Source organism: Archangium sp. (assembly GCF_045802675.1).
GTDB lineage: Bacteria > Myxococcota > Myxococcia > Myxococcales > Myxococcaceae > Archangium.
On record NZ_JBJMQO010000088.1, the window covers coordinates 15,351 to 29,864 of the forward strand.

Below are 14,514 nucleotides of genomic sequence, written 5' to 3' on the forward strand. Positions count from 1 at the left end.
CTTTGCTGCGACAGCAGCCGCTGACAGGACTTTCCCCACCTGGCTTAGAACAGCACCGGAATGTGCTTGAAGCCGCGCATGGCGGTGCTCGTGCCCAGACGGAGCTCGTCGGCGCTCACGGCCAGGCGCAGCTTCGGGAAGCGCCGGAACAGGGTCTCGAAGGCGAGAGGAAGTCGACCGGGCCCCAGTAGCGCAGCGTCTCCTCGACCATGCCCTTGGCCATTGCCGCCGGGTCCGCGAGGAAGCGGGCGTGCTGCTCGGGGTGCTGCAGCAGCGCGACGACGCCATTGCCAATCAGGTTCATCCAGGGTCCGGCCCAGCTCGCTCTGGTATCTGAAGCAAAGGAATCGGCAACTCCTATGAGAAGAGGGGAGGGTGTCCGGGCTCGTTCGTGGACCCGGCGGGCGGGACCGTGCCATACCCTCGGACGCTGGAAATCCCGGTGCGGCGAGAGCGCCATGATTCAAGACTTCGAACGGACGACGACCGAGCGGCTCCTGCTGCGCCGCCTCCAGGAGAGTGACCTGGACGCGGTGTTCGAGCTCCATGGAGATCCGGAGACGAGCCGCTTCAGTCCCTCCGGACCCCTGCCCTCCAAGGAGGCCGCGCGCGAGCTGCTGGAGCTGTGGCTGGGAGACTGGGCGCGTCACGGCGTGGGGTACTGGGTCGTGGAGCGGCTCGAGGCGCCCGGCACGGTCGTGGGCTTCAGTGGCGTACGCCACAAGGAGCTCGAGGGCCAGACGGTGCTCAACCTCGCCTACCGGTTCCGTCCCCAGGCGTGGGGCTCCGGGTATGCGACGGAAGTGGCTCGCGTGGCCCTGCTGCTGGCCCGGAAGCACCTCCCCAGCGTTCCAGTGGTGGCCATCATCAGCCTGGAGAACGCGCCCTCCCTCCGCGTGGCGGAGCGGCTCGGGATGCGGCGCGACCGGCTCATCGACTACCACGGCTTCGCGAGTGCCGTGTATCTGGCGGAGTAGGAATCTGGTCTCGGCCGGTGCTCTACACCGGGCAGCTGTGCCGCACGCCCGCACAGCTGACCGAGGCCCTCTCTGACGGCGGCGGGCCCCGGCACGCCACGTCACATCCGTCCTGTCCGCACTCGGCCTGTCTTGTGAGCCCAAGGGCTCATCCACAAGGAGGCCGGACATGAAGAAGGAAGAAAAGGGCACCACACCCCAGAAGGGCAGGAAGCCGTTCTTCGCACGCTTGCTGGAGGCGCAGGAGCTCGAGCAGGTAGCGGGCGGCACAGGCGGGGTCACCAAGAAGGCTCCCTCGGACAGAGACGAGGTCGCCGTCACCGAGAAGTTCCCCTCGGACAATGAAGATGGCGCCGTCACCCTGAAGTACCCCTCGGACCAGGAAGACCACTGCCGGTAGCTGCCCCTTCCACCCTCCGAGGCCCCATGCTCCCCGCTCGCGACATCGTCCTGCTCCTCACCCATGGCGGCGACTACTACACGGTCGATCGCGTCGCGCAGGCCCTGTCGGGGCGGGGAGCGCGTCCGCTGCGCATCAACACCGAGGACTTTCCGGCTCAGCTCGAGCTGACGACGGCGCTGGGCCGGACGGGTGAAGAGGTGGCGCTGCGCACGGCCAGCGGCGAGCTGCGCGGGGAGGAGATTCGCGCGGTGTGGGTGCGGCGCATGGCGCTGCCCCGGCTCGATGAGGCGCTGGAGCCTGCCTGGCGGGACGGCTGCGTGCGCGAGTCGCTGGCGGCCTTCGAGGGCTTCCTGGAGGGACTGGAGGCGCGGGGTTGCCGCTTCATCAACCCGCTCGTGGCGGGGCAGGCCGCCCACAACAAGGTGCGCCAACTCCGGATGGCCCAGGCGCTGGGATTGGAGGTACCCCGCACCGTGGTGACCAATGACGCGGCACGGGTCCGCTCCTTCTTCGAACACGTCCAGGGACGGATGGTGGCCAAGATGCTCACGCCCCTGACCCAGTCCATGGAGGGAGGACAGCCCTTCGTCTACACGAGCGCCATGGGCCCCGAGGACCTCGAGGCGCTCGAGGGGCTGCACCACAGCCCCATGGTGTTTCAGGAGCGCATCGACAAGCGGCGCGAGCTGAGGGTGGCCGTGGTGGGAGGGCGCTGCTTGACGGGAGCGATTGATGCGTCGCGCTCGGTGGCGGGCCAGGTGGACTGGAGGCGGGCCCGTCCCGAGGAGTGCCGCTGGGAGCCCGGCGAGCTGCCCGCCCCGGTCGCCGCCCGTCTGGTGCGCCTGGTCGGGGCTCTGGGGCTCGTGTACGGCGCGGTGGATCTCATCGTCACACCCGAGGGACGTCACGTCTTCCTCGAGGTCAACCCGGGGGGCGAGTGGGGGATGCTCGAGCACGAGCTCGGCCTGCCCATCGCCGATGCCCTGGCCGAGGCGCTCCTCGACGAGGGGGACGCCTCCCGACACCCTTCGCGGGAGAACGCATGGCCATCCTCATCGTGACCCACTCCACCGACAACGAGTCGCCCCGTGCGGTGGCCCGCGCCCTGGAGGCCCGGGGTGAGCGCGTCTACCGGTTCGACACGGACCTGTTCCCCACCGACCTCCAGCTCTCACTGGATGAAGGGGGCGGCGGGAGGATCTCCGGTGGGGCAGGGGAGCTGGAGCTGTCGGAGGTCTCCGCGGTCTGGTACCGCCGCAACGCGACGGGGACGCGCATTCCCCCCGGCGTGGATGCCCAATTGCGCCAGCCCTCGATGGAGGAGAGCCGGCGCATGGTGCTCGGGATGATGGCGGCGCTCGGGGTGTTCCAGATGGATGCCCTCGAGGTGGTGCGGCGCGCGGAGCAGAAGCCGCTTCAGCTCAAGCTGGCCCGCGCGTTGGGGCTGGAGGTGCCGCGCACGGTGATGACCAATGATCCGGAGGCGGTGCGAGCCTTTGCCCGGAGCTGTCCGGGTGGCGTGGTGACGAAGATGATGGCGTCGTTCGCCGTCTACGGGGAGCGGGGTGAGGAGCAGGTGGTGTTCACCACGCCGCTGGATGAGAAGCAATTGGAGGACCTGGACGGATTGGACCTGTGTCCGATGACCTTCCAGGAGCGGGTGGAGAAGGCCCTGGAGCTGCGGGTGACGGTGGTGGGCGAGCAGGTGATGGCGGCGTCCATCGACTCGCAGGCGAAGCCCGGGGCTCGGGAGGACTGGCGCCGGGAGGGGCTGGCGCTCATCGACGCGTGGCGGCCCTATCCGCTGCCCGAGCCGGTGCGCAGGCGGGTGCTGGCGCTCATGGATGCGCTGGGCCTCAACTACGGCGCGTTGGACTTCATCGTCACGCCCGAGGGGCGGCACGTGTTCCTCGAGGTGAACCCGGTGGGGGAGTTCATGTGGCTGATGCGCTCCCCTGGCCTGCCCATCGCCGAAGCGCTGGCGGACGTGCTCGCCGGGCACGCGGCGCGCAGGTCTGGCCCCAGGCCGTGTGTCGCCGCCTCCCCGGTCGTGGCCCGCGGGTAGAGGGGTCCAATCCTGTTGCCATTGGGTTGCACGGGCGCGCCGTAGTATCATCCGTGCGCCCATCCACGAGAGGACCCGCATGCCCCAGCCCGACTCCCTGACCGCGCTCGAGATGCTGGAGTACTGCCGTTTCGCCTACAAGTCCTACGCCCAGACGTGCGTGTACCCGATGGACCCGTTCTACGAGGCGCACGGGGAGGGATTCGTGCAGGGCGCGCGCGACCGCGTGATGGCGTACGTCCACAACTCCCTGGAGCTCGATGGCGACAGCCATAAGTTCGACCCCATCGAGTACGACTTGAAGCGCACGCCGGACCCTTCCCGGGGCGTCGTCTACCGGGGCGGCGTGGGCAAGCAGCCGTACATCCTCTTCCAGCCGCGCAAGCTCGACAAATCCATCTGCTATGCGAAGGGGGTCGACCTGGACGGCGAGGACCTCCCGAGCGTCTTCATCAACGATGCGGCCGGCAAGCTGCGCTGCTGCTTCTTCCAGGGCCGCACGGGCATGACGCAGACGCATCCCAAGGCGGGCTGGACGAGCTGGTTCGGGGCCGTCGTCTATGATGCCGTCAAGGAGACGCTCGTCATCGCCTTCCGGGGAAGCCGCAGCGGCAGTGGAGGCCGTGCGATGGGCCAGGCTCTGGTGTTCAGCCAGGGCAGTCCGGACTGGGTCACGGACATGAACCACCTCAAGGAGGTGAAGGTCCCCCGGTTCAGCAACGCGACGCTCTCGGCCGGGTTCTGGCTCGCCTATGAGAGCTGCAGGAAGTCCCTGCTGGGGGCCATCTACGAGGCGCTGAACGGCCTGCGCATCAAGGAGATTCATTTCACGGGCCACAGCCTCGGCGGCGCCCTCGCGCAATGCGCGTATATCGATCTGGTCGGGGGCACGCTCCTCGACGAGGGCAAGGCCCTCCGCAAGATCGTGGAGAAGGCGAGCATCTCCTGCTACGCGCTCTCGGCGCCGCCCATCGTCCTGGGCGCCGGGTCCAAGGAGAAGATCGCGCTCCACGTCGGCGAAATGAACGTGTTCCACTACTTCGCGCCCAAGGACGTGGTGCACGACAGCGCGATGGTGAAGTACTCCGCCGTGAAGGCCTCCAACCAGTTCATCGGCCTGTTGACGCATCCCCTCACGAAGCCCGTCCATATCGGCACGGAGCTCCCACTGGAGGCGTGCGACGACGGCTTTCCCGCCGCGCACGAGCCCCAGCAGGTCTTCGAAGGCCTCCTCGAGGCCATCAAGAAGGAGAAGCGCATGGGCTACATGAAGGACCCTGGCTTCTGGCCCACGTTCAACTTCGATCCCACCGGCAAGTGGAACCTGTCCGTCAAGCACGACTGGAGCGGAGATCAGCTCGAGAAGGAGCTGCGCGGCGCCCTGGCCAACAGCGTGACGAGTGAGGGCTCGCAGACGCTCGCGGCGCTGTGGGCGGAGATCGTCAAGGGGGAGAAGAAGGGCGGGTACCTCAGCCTCGACGACACGGACGGGGAGGTGTTCGAGGACTTCACCGAGGCGTGCGGGCTCTTCGACAAGGTGCTCGTGGACCCGTCCAACCGCGCCAAACACCTCGAGGCCCTGAAGAAGTCGCGCGAGGCCCTCATCAAGTCCTACGGGGGCGCGAAGAACCACAAGGCCTCCTCGAGCGTGTACTGGGTCCTGCTCCAGTATCTGACCGCGCGGCAGTACTGCCTCGGCGTCGCCTAGCCACCCCGCGGCCTGGGTCATTCCAGGTCGCGGTGCTCGGATTCCTCGAGGCACCGGACCGAGCCGCCCGCTCATATCTCCATGAATTGCTGGACATCCTGGCATTTCTCGGATTAAGCCTCCTGTATTCACGGGAGGCATCATGAAAATGCATCAGCGCATCGCGGCCCTCACGCTCGTGGGCCTCGCGATGGTGTTCGGCCAGGGCTGTGGTGGCGAGCCCGGTGAGGTCCAGTCCGGGGAGTCCCCGCGCTCCACCGGGGCGGCGCTCGCGTGCACCACCCGCATCACGTACGGCAACGCGTGGATTCATGGGGCGGGGCACCCAGACATGTTCGACGTCGCGGATGGCTCGGTGACGTGGGATGGCCGCTGCGTCAACGAGGGCACCAACTCCTACGCGGTGCTCTCCAACGGCTGGAAGCCGTACTTCACCGGGAACAACGCCTGCGTGCTGGCGATGGATACCAACTGTGCCGGCGCGCCCGCGTGCACCTCCCGCATCACCTATGGCCCGGCGTGGATCCACTCCGGGACGAACACGTACGACGACGTGGGCGGGCGCGTGTTCTGGGACCGCGCCTGCGTCAACGAGAGCCTCAACTCCTACTCCCTCCTCTCCAACGACTGGAAGCCGTACTTCACCGGCTCGAACGCCTGCGCCATGTCGTTCATGTACTCGGGCTGCGGCGGCCTCTATCAGAACCCGGTGCTCAACGTGGACTGCGCCGACCCTGGCGTCATCTTCGATGGGGGCAGGTACATCGCCACCTGTACGTCGGGTGGCGCCGCGGATGCGTTCCCCATCCGCACCTCGACGGACCTGGTCAACTGGTCGAGCGCGGGCTTCATCTTCCCCTCGGCGCGCAAGCCCACCTGGGCCAGCACCGACTTCTGGGCCCCGGAGATCCACCTCGTGGGCACCCAGTACGTCGCGTACTTCACCGCGCGCCACACGGATGGAAAGCTGTCGATTGGTGCCGCCACCGCGACGAGCGCGGTCGGGCCCTTCACCGACATCGGCCGTCCTCTCGTGCACGACACCACCATGGGGATGATCGACGCCACGTTCTTCACCGACACCACGGGCCGCAAGTACCTGGTGTGGAAGGCGGACGGAAACGCGGTGGGCCAGAAGACGCCCATCTACGGCCAGGAGCTCTCGGCGGATGGCCTGTCGCTCATTGGCAGCCGGGTGCAGCTGATCACCAATGACCGCACCTGGGAGGGGGGCGTCGTCGAGGCGCCCTGGGTCGTGGCGCGGGACGGCTACTACTACCTCTTCTACAGCGGCAACGCCTATTACAACAGCACGTATGCCATTGGTGTGGCGCGCGCGACCAGCCCGCTGGGCCCCTACACGAAGGCGAGCGCGCCGACCCTCAAGAGTGTCACCGGGTGGGAAGGCCCGGGACACGGCTCGGTGGTCAACACGCCGGCGGGCAGCTCGGTCATGGTCTATCACGCGTGGAACGCGGGCCACACGGCGCGCGTGATGCTCGTGGACGCCATCATCTGGCGCAGTGGTTGGCCGGCGATGCCCGAGGCGCCGTCCGTCAGCTCGCGTCCGATGCCGTGAGCCGGTGATGCTTCCACCACTCAAATCCATACTCGTTCCCCTCCTCGCCCTCGCGGCGGCTGCCGGCTGCGCGGGACCGGAGGATGCCAGCCTCGAGCTCGCGTCTGGCGGCCCGGTCTCGGCTGTCTCGCAGGCGCTCGTCTGCGACGGCGTCACCTGCGGCGGACATGGCGTCTGCAAGGACAACGCGGGCAGCGCGCTATGCGTCTGCGATGAGGGCTTCACGGGAGCCTCGTGCGCCACGCGCGGCTCCGACTTCCATGTCCGCTCGCTGCTCGTCCCGGGGCTGGCCGATCCCGACGTCTACAAGGAGAACGATGACCTGTTCTTCCTCACCGGCACCGGCGACGCGCGGACCGTGCCCATCTACGAGACCAACGATCTGTCGAGCTTCCGCTTCAAGCGCGGCTACGATCCCTCGGTGGCGGACCCGGCCTACGACTACTGCATGATCTGGGCGCCGGACCTGGGCAAGTACAACGGCGTCTATTCTCTGTACTTCTCGGCCCAGCGGGTGCCCAACGGCATGGCCTGCCCGGCCTCCGGGCAGGACGTGACGACCTTCGTGGCCTCGGCGCCCGACCTGAATCTCGACTTCGGCGCCCCCCAGCCCATCAACCCGAGCACGACCTACCCGCGCACCACCATCGGCTCGGCCTGCACGGCGCAGGGCTGCAACCACAACATCCGCATCGACTCGGCGACGTTCAATGACACGTCGGGCCGCTGGCTCTTCTATGTCTGGTTCGACCGGGGCAACAACATCTCCTCGTTCAACACCGCGGCCCCCGCCACGGTCTACAACCACACGGGCCCCGCGCTCTACACGCTCCCCGCCCAGGAGGAAGGCATCAACGAGGCCCCCGAGCTCCTCAAGCGCAACGGCCTCTACTACCTGCTCTTCAGCAGCGGCTGGTACAACAGCCAGTACGCCATGAATTACATCATGGCGGACTCCCTGCCCGCGCTCACCCGGGCGCGCGCGGTGCGGCGGCTCTCGGAGCCGATGCGCGATGCCTCCGGGGCGCTCATCCAGACGCACGGCCACAACGGGGTGGTGGACCGCCGCGGCGAGTACTTCAACATCTTCCACCAGGGCGCCTTCCAGCCCGCGGGCACCTTCACCGGGCGCAGCACGTACAAGCAGCGCATCGCCTTCAAGCCCGATGGCACGATGAGCTCGCTCAACCAGGTCAACGTCCGCTGGACGAAGCTGACCGGGTACAACTACTCGCTGGACCTCGTGCTGCGCGATGGGAGCGTGGTGGGCCCGTGCATCAATGCCGGCATCCTCGGCCCGGCCAACAAGACCACCTTCAACGGCGTGTGCCCCAGCGCGGGCAGCCGCATGGTGAACAAGGGCGACATCGCCGCCTTCCGCATCTTCTACTCGAACAGCAGCACCTGGGGACCCTTCGTCGAGAAGGCCTACGACGGCGTCTCGGATGACGTCTTCCTGGAGGTTCCCGGCGGCACCACGCCGTTCGTGGACCTGAGCTGGAGCGAGGAGGAGACGGGAGCCCAGTACTCCATCGACGTGCAGCGGCGCGACACGGGCGCGTGGATTGGCCCCTGTATCGGAGTGACCTCGGTCAATCGCAGTCTCGCCTGGACGTACAGCGGGCGCTGCGACACCCCGGGAATCAACGTGGCCATCTCCACCATCAGCAACTTCCGCATCTGCTCGGCGATAAACGGTGACTGGGCCCACGCGCGCTGCGGCGCCACGGCCTACGACGGCAAGAGCATGTTCGTGCCGATCGTCATCCCGTAGCAACGCTTCACCCGGAAGCAGCCACGGGTTTCCCTTTTCGAACACAGAGGAGATATATGAACAGCGGGTCCCTATCCAGGAGCTTCTTACGGAGTCTTGCCTCGAGCACCGTGGCGTTGGTGCTGGGCATGCTTGCCCTGACGGGCTGCGGTGGGATGGGACAGGAGGGCTCCGAGGTCCAGGACTCCTCCTCTCAGTCCATGCCCTTGGTTCCGTCCAATGTGCAGTCCTTCTATGCGGAAAGTCAGTGGCGGACGCTCTTCGGAGTCACCGGCCCCTACTATGGCCCCCTGGGCCATCGCGGTCTCGACCTCGCCGCCGGTGCCGGTCAGCCGATTCCCGCGCTGCGCTCGGGCACCGTCCGCCGCATCCAGTACTCCTCCGTCGTGGGCCACACCATCGCGGTGGAATCCGCGCCGGGAGACTTCTCCGGGTACGATCACATCATCCGGACCCAGGTCTCCGTGGGCGATTTCGTCCAACAGGGACAGATCATCGCCTACGCGGCGGGCTCCGGGGATGATCACGGCTCGGCGTGGACCGGGCCGCACCTCCACATGACCCGGGGGAGCACGGACCGCTGCGCGTTTGGCGAGAACGTCAGCGATCCCGCGCCCCTCATCCGCAACATCCTCGGCACCGGAACGGGTGGAGGCACCGGGACCGGTGGCGGCTCCGGGGGAATCCAGATCAGCGTCGAGGATGGAAAGACTCTCCAGCGCGTCGCCCAGCGGGGTGGATACACGGGCGTGGTGGACGGCGTCCCTGGGACCAACACGTGGAAGGGTGTTCAGACCGTCATCACCAACAAGGGCTTCTACTCCGGCCCCATCGACGGCATCCCGGGTGACAACACCTGGAAGGGAGTTCAAAGGCTCGCACAGCTCGGAGGGTACACGGGCCCCATTGATGGATACCCGGGACAGTACACCTACGCGGGCCTCACCAACTGGCTGGCCCAGGATCCGGGAACACCTGCTCCGACGGGGATGAGCGGTGTCTACGGAATCGATGTCGGCACCACCCAGCGGGATCTCGACTTCAATGCCGTTCGCGCCGCCGGTTACCAGTTCGCGATCGTCAAGGCGGGTGGCTCCAACGTCTCACCCATCTACGTCGCGCCGTACTACGCCCAGGAGGTCGCCCGGGCCCGTGCGGCCGGGTTGCTCGTGGGGCACTACTGGATGGCGGGCTCGACCAATCCCGCGGCGGACGCCCAGTATTTCATGGACCACCTGTATGACTATCGTCCGGGCGACATCCTGGCGCTCGACAACGAGGCGATCGACAACGCCATCTTCTGGAACGACTCCATGACCGCGACCTTCATGCAAGCGGTCAAGTCCCGTCTGGGCAAGGCTCCGTTCCTGTACACCTATTCGAGCCTGCTCACGTCCAACAGCTGGCCCCAGACGCAGGCCGTGGGCTCCAAGCTGTGGGTCGCCCACTACACGGGCACTCCGGGCAACCCGAACATCGGGACGGCCTTTCCCACGTGGGAGATTCATCAATACACCTCCTCCGGGAACCAGAATGGAATTCCTCTGGATTTGAACGTCGCGAAGCTGTCCGCGTTCACCGGACTGAGCCAGCCACCGGATGGCGCGACGCCTCCCCCGCCGACGGCGATCCCCGGAGGTGGCTCCACGGGCGGAGGTGGCGGCGGCGTCGTCATCACCACCGAGCAGGGAACCATTCTGCAGAACCTGGCGCGCCGGGGCGGCTATACGGGTCCCATTGACGGCGTCCCGGGTACCAACACGTGGTTGGGCGTGCAGCGGGTCCTGCGTGATCTGGGGTATTACGGCGGGTCTGTCGACGGCGTTCCGGGCATCAACACCTACAAGGGCTTGCAACTGCTTGCCCAGGATGGTGGTTACACGGGCCCCATCGATGGCATCCCCGGACCCAATACGTATTCCGGGATTCAGGCGTACCTGGACGGGACCTCCGGCGGAGTGCCGCCGCTCACCAACGCGCAGGGAGTGACGCTGCAGCGGATCTCCTGGGCGGGCGGTTACACCGGTGCCGTGGACGGCGTGCCCGGCGCGAACACGTGGAAGGGCATCCAGCAGGTCCTCGGCGGCTACGGTTACCTGGGGCCCGTGGATGGCGTCATGGGAACCAACTCGTACAAGGCGCTTCAGCGCTTCGCCGCGAAGGGCGGTTACACGGGCGTCATCGATGGCGTCATGGGAACCAATTCCTGGATGGGCGTGCAGACCGTCCTGCGAGGCTTTGGCTACACGGGCCCCATCGATGGCGTCATGGGAACCAACTCGTACGCGGCACTCCAGCGGGTCGCTCGCCTGGGCGGGTACATGGGCCCCAGCGATGGCGCGATGGGGGTGAACTCGTGGAAGGGCCTGCAGACCTTCTTGAGCGGCGCCGGCTACACGGGGCCCATCGATGGGGTGCCGGGAACCAACACCTATAAGACGCTTCAGTCCCTGGCGAGCCGCGGCGGCTACGTGGGGCCGATCGACGGCATCCCCGGAGCCAATACCTACGCGGGCCTGGCGAACCTCCTGAACTGAAGCCAGGACCGAGCCTCGAGCTTGAAGCACAAGGAGACGGAAGATGGCTCCCAGCAGTCCCACGAAAATAGCGGTGATCGGTTGCGGCCTCATGGGAAGCGCCCTGGCACGAGCCTTCGCGGCGGCCGGTCATGAAGTCGCGGTCTGGAACAGGACTCCCAGCAAAGCCAAGGCGGTTGGCGGTGGGACCCTCGCGTTCGAGAACCTGATCGAGGCCGTGTCGGGACGGGAGCTCGTGGTCGTCTCCTTGTGCAACTACGCCGCCTGCTTCGAGCTGTTCTCCTCGAAGGGCGTCACGTCGGCACTGGCCGGAAAGACGCTGGTTCAGCTCACCAGCGGCTCACCCGCGGACGCTCGCTCGGGACTGGAGTGGGCGGCAGGCAACGGCGTGGAGTACCTGGACGCCGCGATACTCGCCTACCCGAGCTTTGTCGCCACCGATTACGCGACGGTCTTCTACGCAGGGTCCCGAGCGGTCTTCGACCGGCACCTCGGGACCCTCCAGGCGATCGCCAGGAATTCGCTCTACGTCGACGAGAAGATCGGTTCCGCCGCGACGCTCGACTGCGCGATTCTCGAGGCCTACTACGGGGGCTCCCTGGCCTTCCTCCACGCCGCGGCCATGTGCAAGGCGGAAGGTCTGGATCCGAAGATCTTCTTCTCCCAGAAGAGCTCCTTCCTCGGCTTGATTTCCGTCACCGCCGACGCCGCGCAGGGAATGATCGAACGCAACGACTTTTCCGGCGACCAGTGCAGTCTCAACACCCACGTCGCCGCAATCGAGCACATCGTCCGGCTGAGCAAGGATGCCCGCCTCAGCGCGCGCTTCCCGACGGAGTTGCTCGACAATTACAAGCGGGCCCTCGGCGCGGGGCTGGGTGACAAGGAATTGCCAGCCGTGTTCCGTACCCTCGTGCAGGATTGACGCGATGACCCACCCGTGCTCCGGGTCCGCGAGGAGCTCGCGAGCTTCGAGGACGCGGGGCCGCACGCGCGTTCCCGCGGATGCTCGACGCGACGTAGGGGGGGCCTGAGGTATGGTGCGCCTCCCACTCCCGTGCGTGAACATCCATGACCTCCACCGTGGCCCCGTCCCCCGCCCCCGCTGAATCGAGCGCGCTCCGCATCCCTGGATACCGGACCTTCCTCCTCACGTTCATGTTGGCGATGATGGCCGACAACATCGAGCACGTGATCAGCTACTGGGTGGCGTTCCAGAAGTTCCACTCGGCGGCGCTGGGTGGCTTCGCGGTGGTGTCCCACTGGCTGCCCTTCTTGATGTTCTCGGTGCCGGTGGGCGCGCTCAATGACCGCCTTGATTCCCGGCGCCTCATCCAGGCCGGGATGGTGCTCTTCATCACCGCCTCCGTGGGGTGGGGATACTTCTTCTATACGGACTCCTTGCAGATGTGGCACGCGATGGTCCTCCTGACGCTCCACGGCTGCGCGGGAGTCCTCTGGAGCACCTCCAGCCAGATGTTGCTCTACGACATCGTGGGCGCGGGCTATCTGGCGAGCGCGGTACGCCTGAACGCGACGGCCCGGTATCTCGGGGTCCTGGTGGGCCCCGGCGTGGGCAGCATCATCATGCGGACGCTCGGGCCCATCCGGGGCATCTTCCTCAACACCGTGTTCTATCTGCCCCTGCTGCTCTGGCTGGTGAGCGCACCCTATGGCCGGCACTTTCGCGGGGTGACGGCGGGCCCCAAGCGTGCCGTCCGGGGCTTCGCCGACATCGTCCAGACCCTCCGCGACGTGCGCGGGATGCCCACGGTCGCGGCCATGGTGCTGCTGGCGGGGGCGGCGTCCTTCTTCATCGGCAACAGCTACCAGGCGCAGATGCCGGGCTTCGCCCATGATCTGGGCCATGGAGACCCGGGCATGGCCTATACGCTCCTGCTGGGCGCGGATGCGGCCGGTGCGCTGCTCGCGGGCATCCTGCTCGAGACGCGCGGGACCTGGCTGCCGACGGCACCCGCTTCCGCGTTGAAGATTGCCTTCCTGTGGGGCTGCGCGCTCTTCACGTTCTCGTTCATGAGCTCGTATCCGGCGGCGATCGCCGTGCTGTTCCTGGCCGGGTTCTTCGAGCTCTCCTTCAGCAGCATGACCCAGGCGCTCGTGCAACTGAATGCGCCGGACACCATCCGAGGCCGCGTCCTGGGCCTCTTCAGCATGTCGGCCTCCGGCCTGCGGGCGTTCAGCGGTGTGACGGTGGGGCTCCTGGGAAGCGTGACCAACATCCACACGTCGCTCGCCGTGTCCGCCCTGGCCTTCGTGGCGGTGGCTGGCGTGCTGCTTCTTCGCCGGAGCCAGCAAGGCGCATAGGCCGCGTTGCCCGGCCCCTGCGCGCGGGTGTAGGATAAACCTTTTCAGCCTGTCGATTCGCGAGGAAGCCACGATGCCAAACGCTGACTGGATGGCCCGTATCAAAGACACGAAGTACCTTCCGCAGCTGGCGATTCCTGGCACCCACGATTCGGGCGCGTGCGAATACACCGTCAAGCCGATGACCCGGGCGCAGAACCTCTCGATTCCCGACCAGCTGACGGCCGGAGTGAGGGCTCTGGACATCCGCTGTGCGGCGACGTGGGGCTCCAACAGGTTGACGGGGTCGACGTACAACGTCTTCCATGGGCCCTTCGACCAGGGAATCTCCATCGCAACGGTCGTGACGAATGTCGTCGACTTCCTCAATGCCCATACGGACGAGGTCGTTCTCCTGCTCTTGAAGCAGGAGGGCGGAATGGGTGACATCTCCGCGGACATCAACCAGATCGTCAACGACACCCTGGGAGACAAGCTTTACAAGCGAGACAACGAGTGGAAGCGGTGGCCTCGTCTCGGGGAGTGCCGTGGCAAGGCCCTGGTCCTCAGCCGCCTCCAGACCCCGAGCGCCACGCACTTCAGCACCGTGGGCTGGCCCGACAACTGCACCAACTCGAAGGTCTGGTCTCGCGAGGAGCACTATGGGGTGCGGATTCAAGACCTGTACAAGAGCCCACAGGTCGCGGAGAAGCGGAAGGCCGTGAGCGACGCTCTGTCGGCCGCGAAGATGGCGGCGAAGAACGACAACCAGAAGGAGCTGTACATCAACTTCACCAGCTTCGTCTGGAAGCCCCGGGAGCCGGTGTGGAGCGGCAGCACGCATATGACTCCGTACCTGACGACGCTCACCAGCGGAGCGGGAGTCATCTGCGTGGACGCCGTGACCGAGGACCTGGCCTCGCACATCATCGCGATGAACGGGTGATTCGGCACGGACGGCGCGGCTCCCTGGCGGGAAGGAGACCGGAAGGGCCTCCAGCTCGCGTTCGAGCTCCAGGCTCTACACTTCTAGACACCGCTGGGAGATGTAAGGGTTTGCTTCGCTACACATCCAGCGGCCGGCGTGTCTCCTGCTGGCGGATTGCGCTGGAGCCTTGCTTGCTCCCCTGCCACCGAATCCGGACCCTGTACTGACCAAGACAGGCG

12 protein-coding genes are annotated in these 14,514 nt (G+C 66.7%); 11 read left to right on the top strand and 1 reads right to left on the bottom strand.

From position 1 onward, the window contains the following. Positions 1–115: 115 nt before the first annotated feature. Entirely contained in the window at positions 116–304 is a 189-nt protein-coding gene (locus ACJ8AN_RS25255) for a hypothetical protein (protein WP_407758018.1), read from the bottom strand. 154 nt (positions 305–458) lie between these two features. On the opposite strand from ACJ8AN_RS25255, the gene ACJ8AN_RS25260 reads away from it, so the two are divergent. The 11 genes from ACJ8AN_RS25260 (at position 459) to ACJ8AN_RS25310 (ending at position 14,293) form a co-directional block, all read left to right on the top strand. Continuing rightward, on the top strand, positions 459–977 hold the full coding sequence (locus ACJ8AN_RS25260) for a GNAT family N-acetyltransferase (RefSeq protein ID WP_407758019.1): 519 nt from the start codon (positions 459–461) through the stop codon (positions 975–977). Between the two features lie 169 nt (positions 978–1,146). After that, on the top strand, positions 1,147–1,377 hold the full coding sequence (locus tag ACJ8AN_RS25265; RefSeq protein WP_407758020.1) for a microviridin/marinostatin family tricyclic proteinase inhibitor: 231 nt from the start codon (positions 1,147–1,149) through the stop codon (positions 1,375–1,377). Between the two features lie 26 nt (positions 1,378–1,403). Beyond that, positions 1,404–2,441, top strand: coding sequence for an MvdC/MvdD family ATP grasp protein (locus ACJ8AN_RS25270; protein WP_407758021.1), 1,038 nt, complete (start codon positions 1,404–1,406; stop codon positions 2,439–2,441). Beyond that, on the top strand, positions 2,423–3,445 hold the full coding sequence (locus tag ACJ8AN_RS25275) for an MvdC/MvdD family ATP grasp protein (protein ID WP_407758022.1): 1,023 nt from the start codon (positions 2,423–2,425) through the stop codon (positions 3,443–3,445). The genes ACJ8AN_RS25270 and ACJ8AN_RS25275 overlap by 19 nt, the downstream gene beginning before the upstream one ends. Positions 3,446–3,524: 79 nt before the next feature. After that, positions 3,525–5,153 (top strand): lipase family protein, encoded by a 1,629-nt coding sequence (locus ACJ8AN_RS25280; protein ID WP_407758023.1) that lies wholly within the window; start codon positions 3,525–3,527, stop codon positions 5,151–5,153. Between the two features lie 142 nt (positions 5,154–5,295). Then, positions 5,296–6,732: a glycoside hydrolase family 43 protein gene (locus ACJ8AN_RS25285; RefSeq protein WP_407758024.1), complete on the top strand. Its 1,437-nt coding sequence runs from the start codon at positions 5,296–5,298 to the stop codon at positions 6,730–6,732. Between the two features lie 7 nt (positions 6,733–6,739). Continuing rightward, a complete protein-coding gene (locus ACJ8AN_RS25290; protein WP_407758025.1) occupies positions 6,740–8,506 on the top strand; it encodes a family 43 glycosylhydrolase in 1,767 nt (588 codons plus the stop codon). A gap of 200 nt (positions 8,507–8,706) precedes the next feature. Beyond that, positions 8,707–11,043, top strand: coding sequence for a GH25 family lysozyme (locus ACJ8AN_RS25295; RefSeq protein ID WP_407758026.1), 2,337 nt, complete (start codon positions 8,707–8,709; stop codon positions 11,041–11,043). A 43-nt stretch (positions 11,044–11,086) separates the two neighbouring features. After that, positions 11,087–11,968 carry an NAD(P)-dependent oxidoreductase gene (locus tag ACJ8AN_RS25300; protein ID WP_407758027.1) on the top strand — a complete coding sequence of 294 codons (882 nt, stop codon included), beginning with the start codon at positions 11,087–11,089 and terminating at the stop codon, positions 11,966–11,968. 146 nt (positions 11,969–12,114) lie between these two features. Next, entirely contained in the window at positions 12,115–13,368 is a 1,254-nt protein-coding gene (locus ACJ8AN_RS25305; RefSeq protein ID WP_407758028.1) for an MFS transporter, read from the top strand. 73 nt (positions 13,369–13,441) lie between these two features. Beyond that, complete coding sequence (locus ACJ8AN_RS25310) at positions 13,442–14,293, top strand: phosphatidylinositol-specific phospholipase C domain-containing protein (protein WP_407758029.1); 852 nt, start codon at positions 13,442–13,444, stop codon at positions 14,291–14,293. Positions 14,294–14,514: the final 221 nt, after the last annotated feature.

Excerpts from the sequence above, each read along its gene's own strand:
- ACJ8AN_RS25255 (WP_407758018.1), bottom strand. The coding sequence starts at position 304 with ATGAACCTGATTGGCAATGGCGTCGTCGCGCTGCTGCAGCACCCCGAG.
- ACJ8AN_RS25310 (WP_407758029.1), top strand. The coding sequence starts at position 13,442 with ATGCCAAACGCTGACTGGATGGCCCGTATCAAAGACACGAAGTACCTT.
- ACJ8AN_RS25295 (WP_407758026.1), top strand. The coding sequence starts at position 8,707 with ATGCCCTTGGTTCCGTCCAATGTGCAGTCCTTCTATGCGGAAAGTCAG.
- ACJ8AN_RS25275 (WP_407758022.1), top strand. The coding sequence starts at position 2,423 with ATGGCCATCCTCATCGTGACCCACTCCACCGACAACGAGTCGCCCCGT.
- ACJ8AN_RS25270 (WP_407758021.1), top strand. The coding sequence starts at position 1,404 with ATGCTCCCCGCTCGCGACATCGTCCTGCTCCTCACCCATGGCGGCGAC.
- ACJ8AN_RS25265 (WP_407758020.1), top strand. The coding sequence starts at position 1,147 with ATGAAGAAGGAAGAAAAGGGCACCACACCCCAGAAGGGCAGGAAGCCG.
- ACJ8AN_RS25260 (WP_407758019.1), top strand. The coding sequence starts at position 459 with ATGATTCAAGACTTCGAACGGACGACGACCGAGCGGCTCCTGCTGCGC.
- ACJ8AN_RS25305 (WP_407758028.1), top strand. The coding sequence starts at position 12,115 with ATGACCTCCACCGTGGCCCCGTCCCCCGCCCCCGCTGAATCGAGCGCG.
- ACJ8AN_RS25280 (WP_407758023.1), top strand. The coding sequence starts at position 3,525 with ATGCCCCAGCCCGACTCCCTGACCGCGCTCGAGATGCTGGAGTACTGC.
- ACJ8AN_RS25290 (WP_407758025.1), top strand. The coding sequence starts at position 6,740 with ATGCTTCCACCACTCAAATCCATACTCGTTCCCCTCCTCGCCCTCGCG.
- ACJ8AN_RS25300 (WP_407758027.1), top strand. The coding sequence starts at position 11,087 with ATGGCTCCCAGCAGTCCCACGAAAATAGCGGTGATCGGTTGCGGCCTC.
- ACJ8AN_RS25285 (WP_407758024.1), top strand. The coding sequence starts at position 5,296 with ATGAAAATGCATCAGCGCATCGCGGCCCTCACGCTCGTGGGCCTCGCG.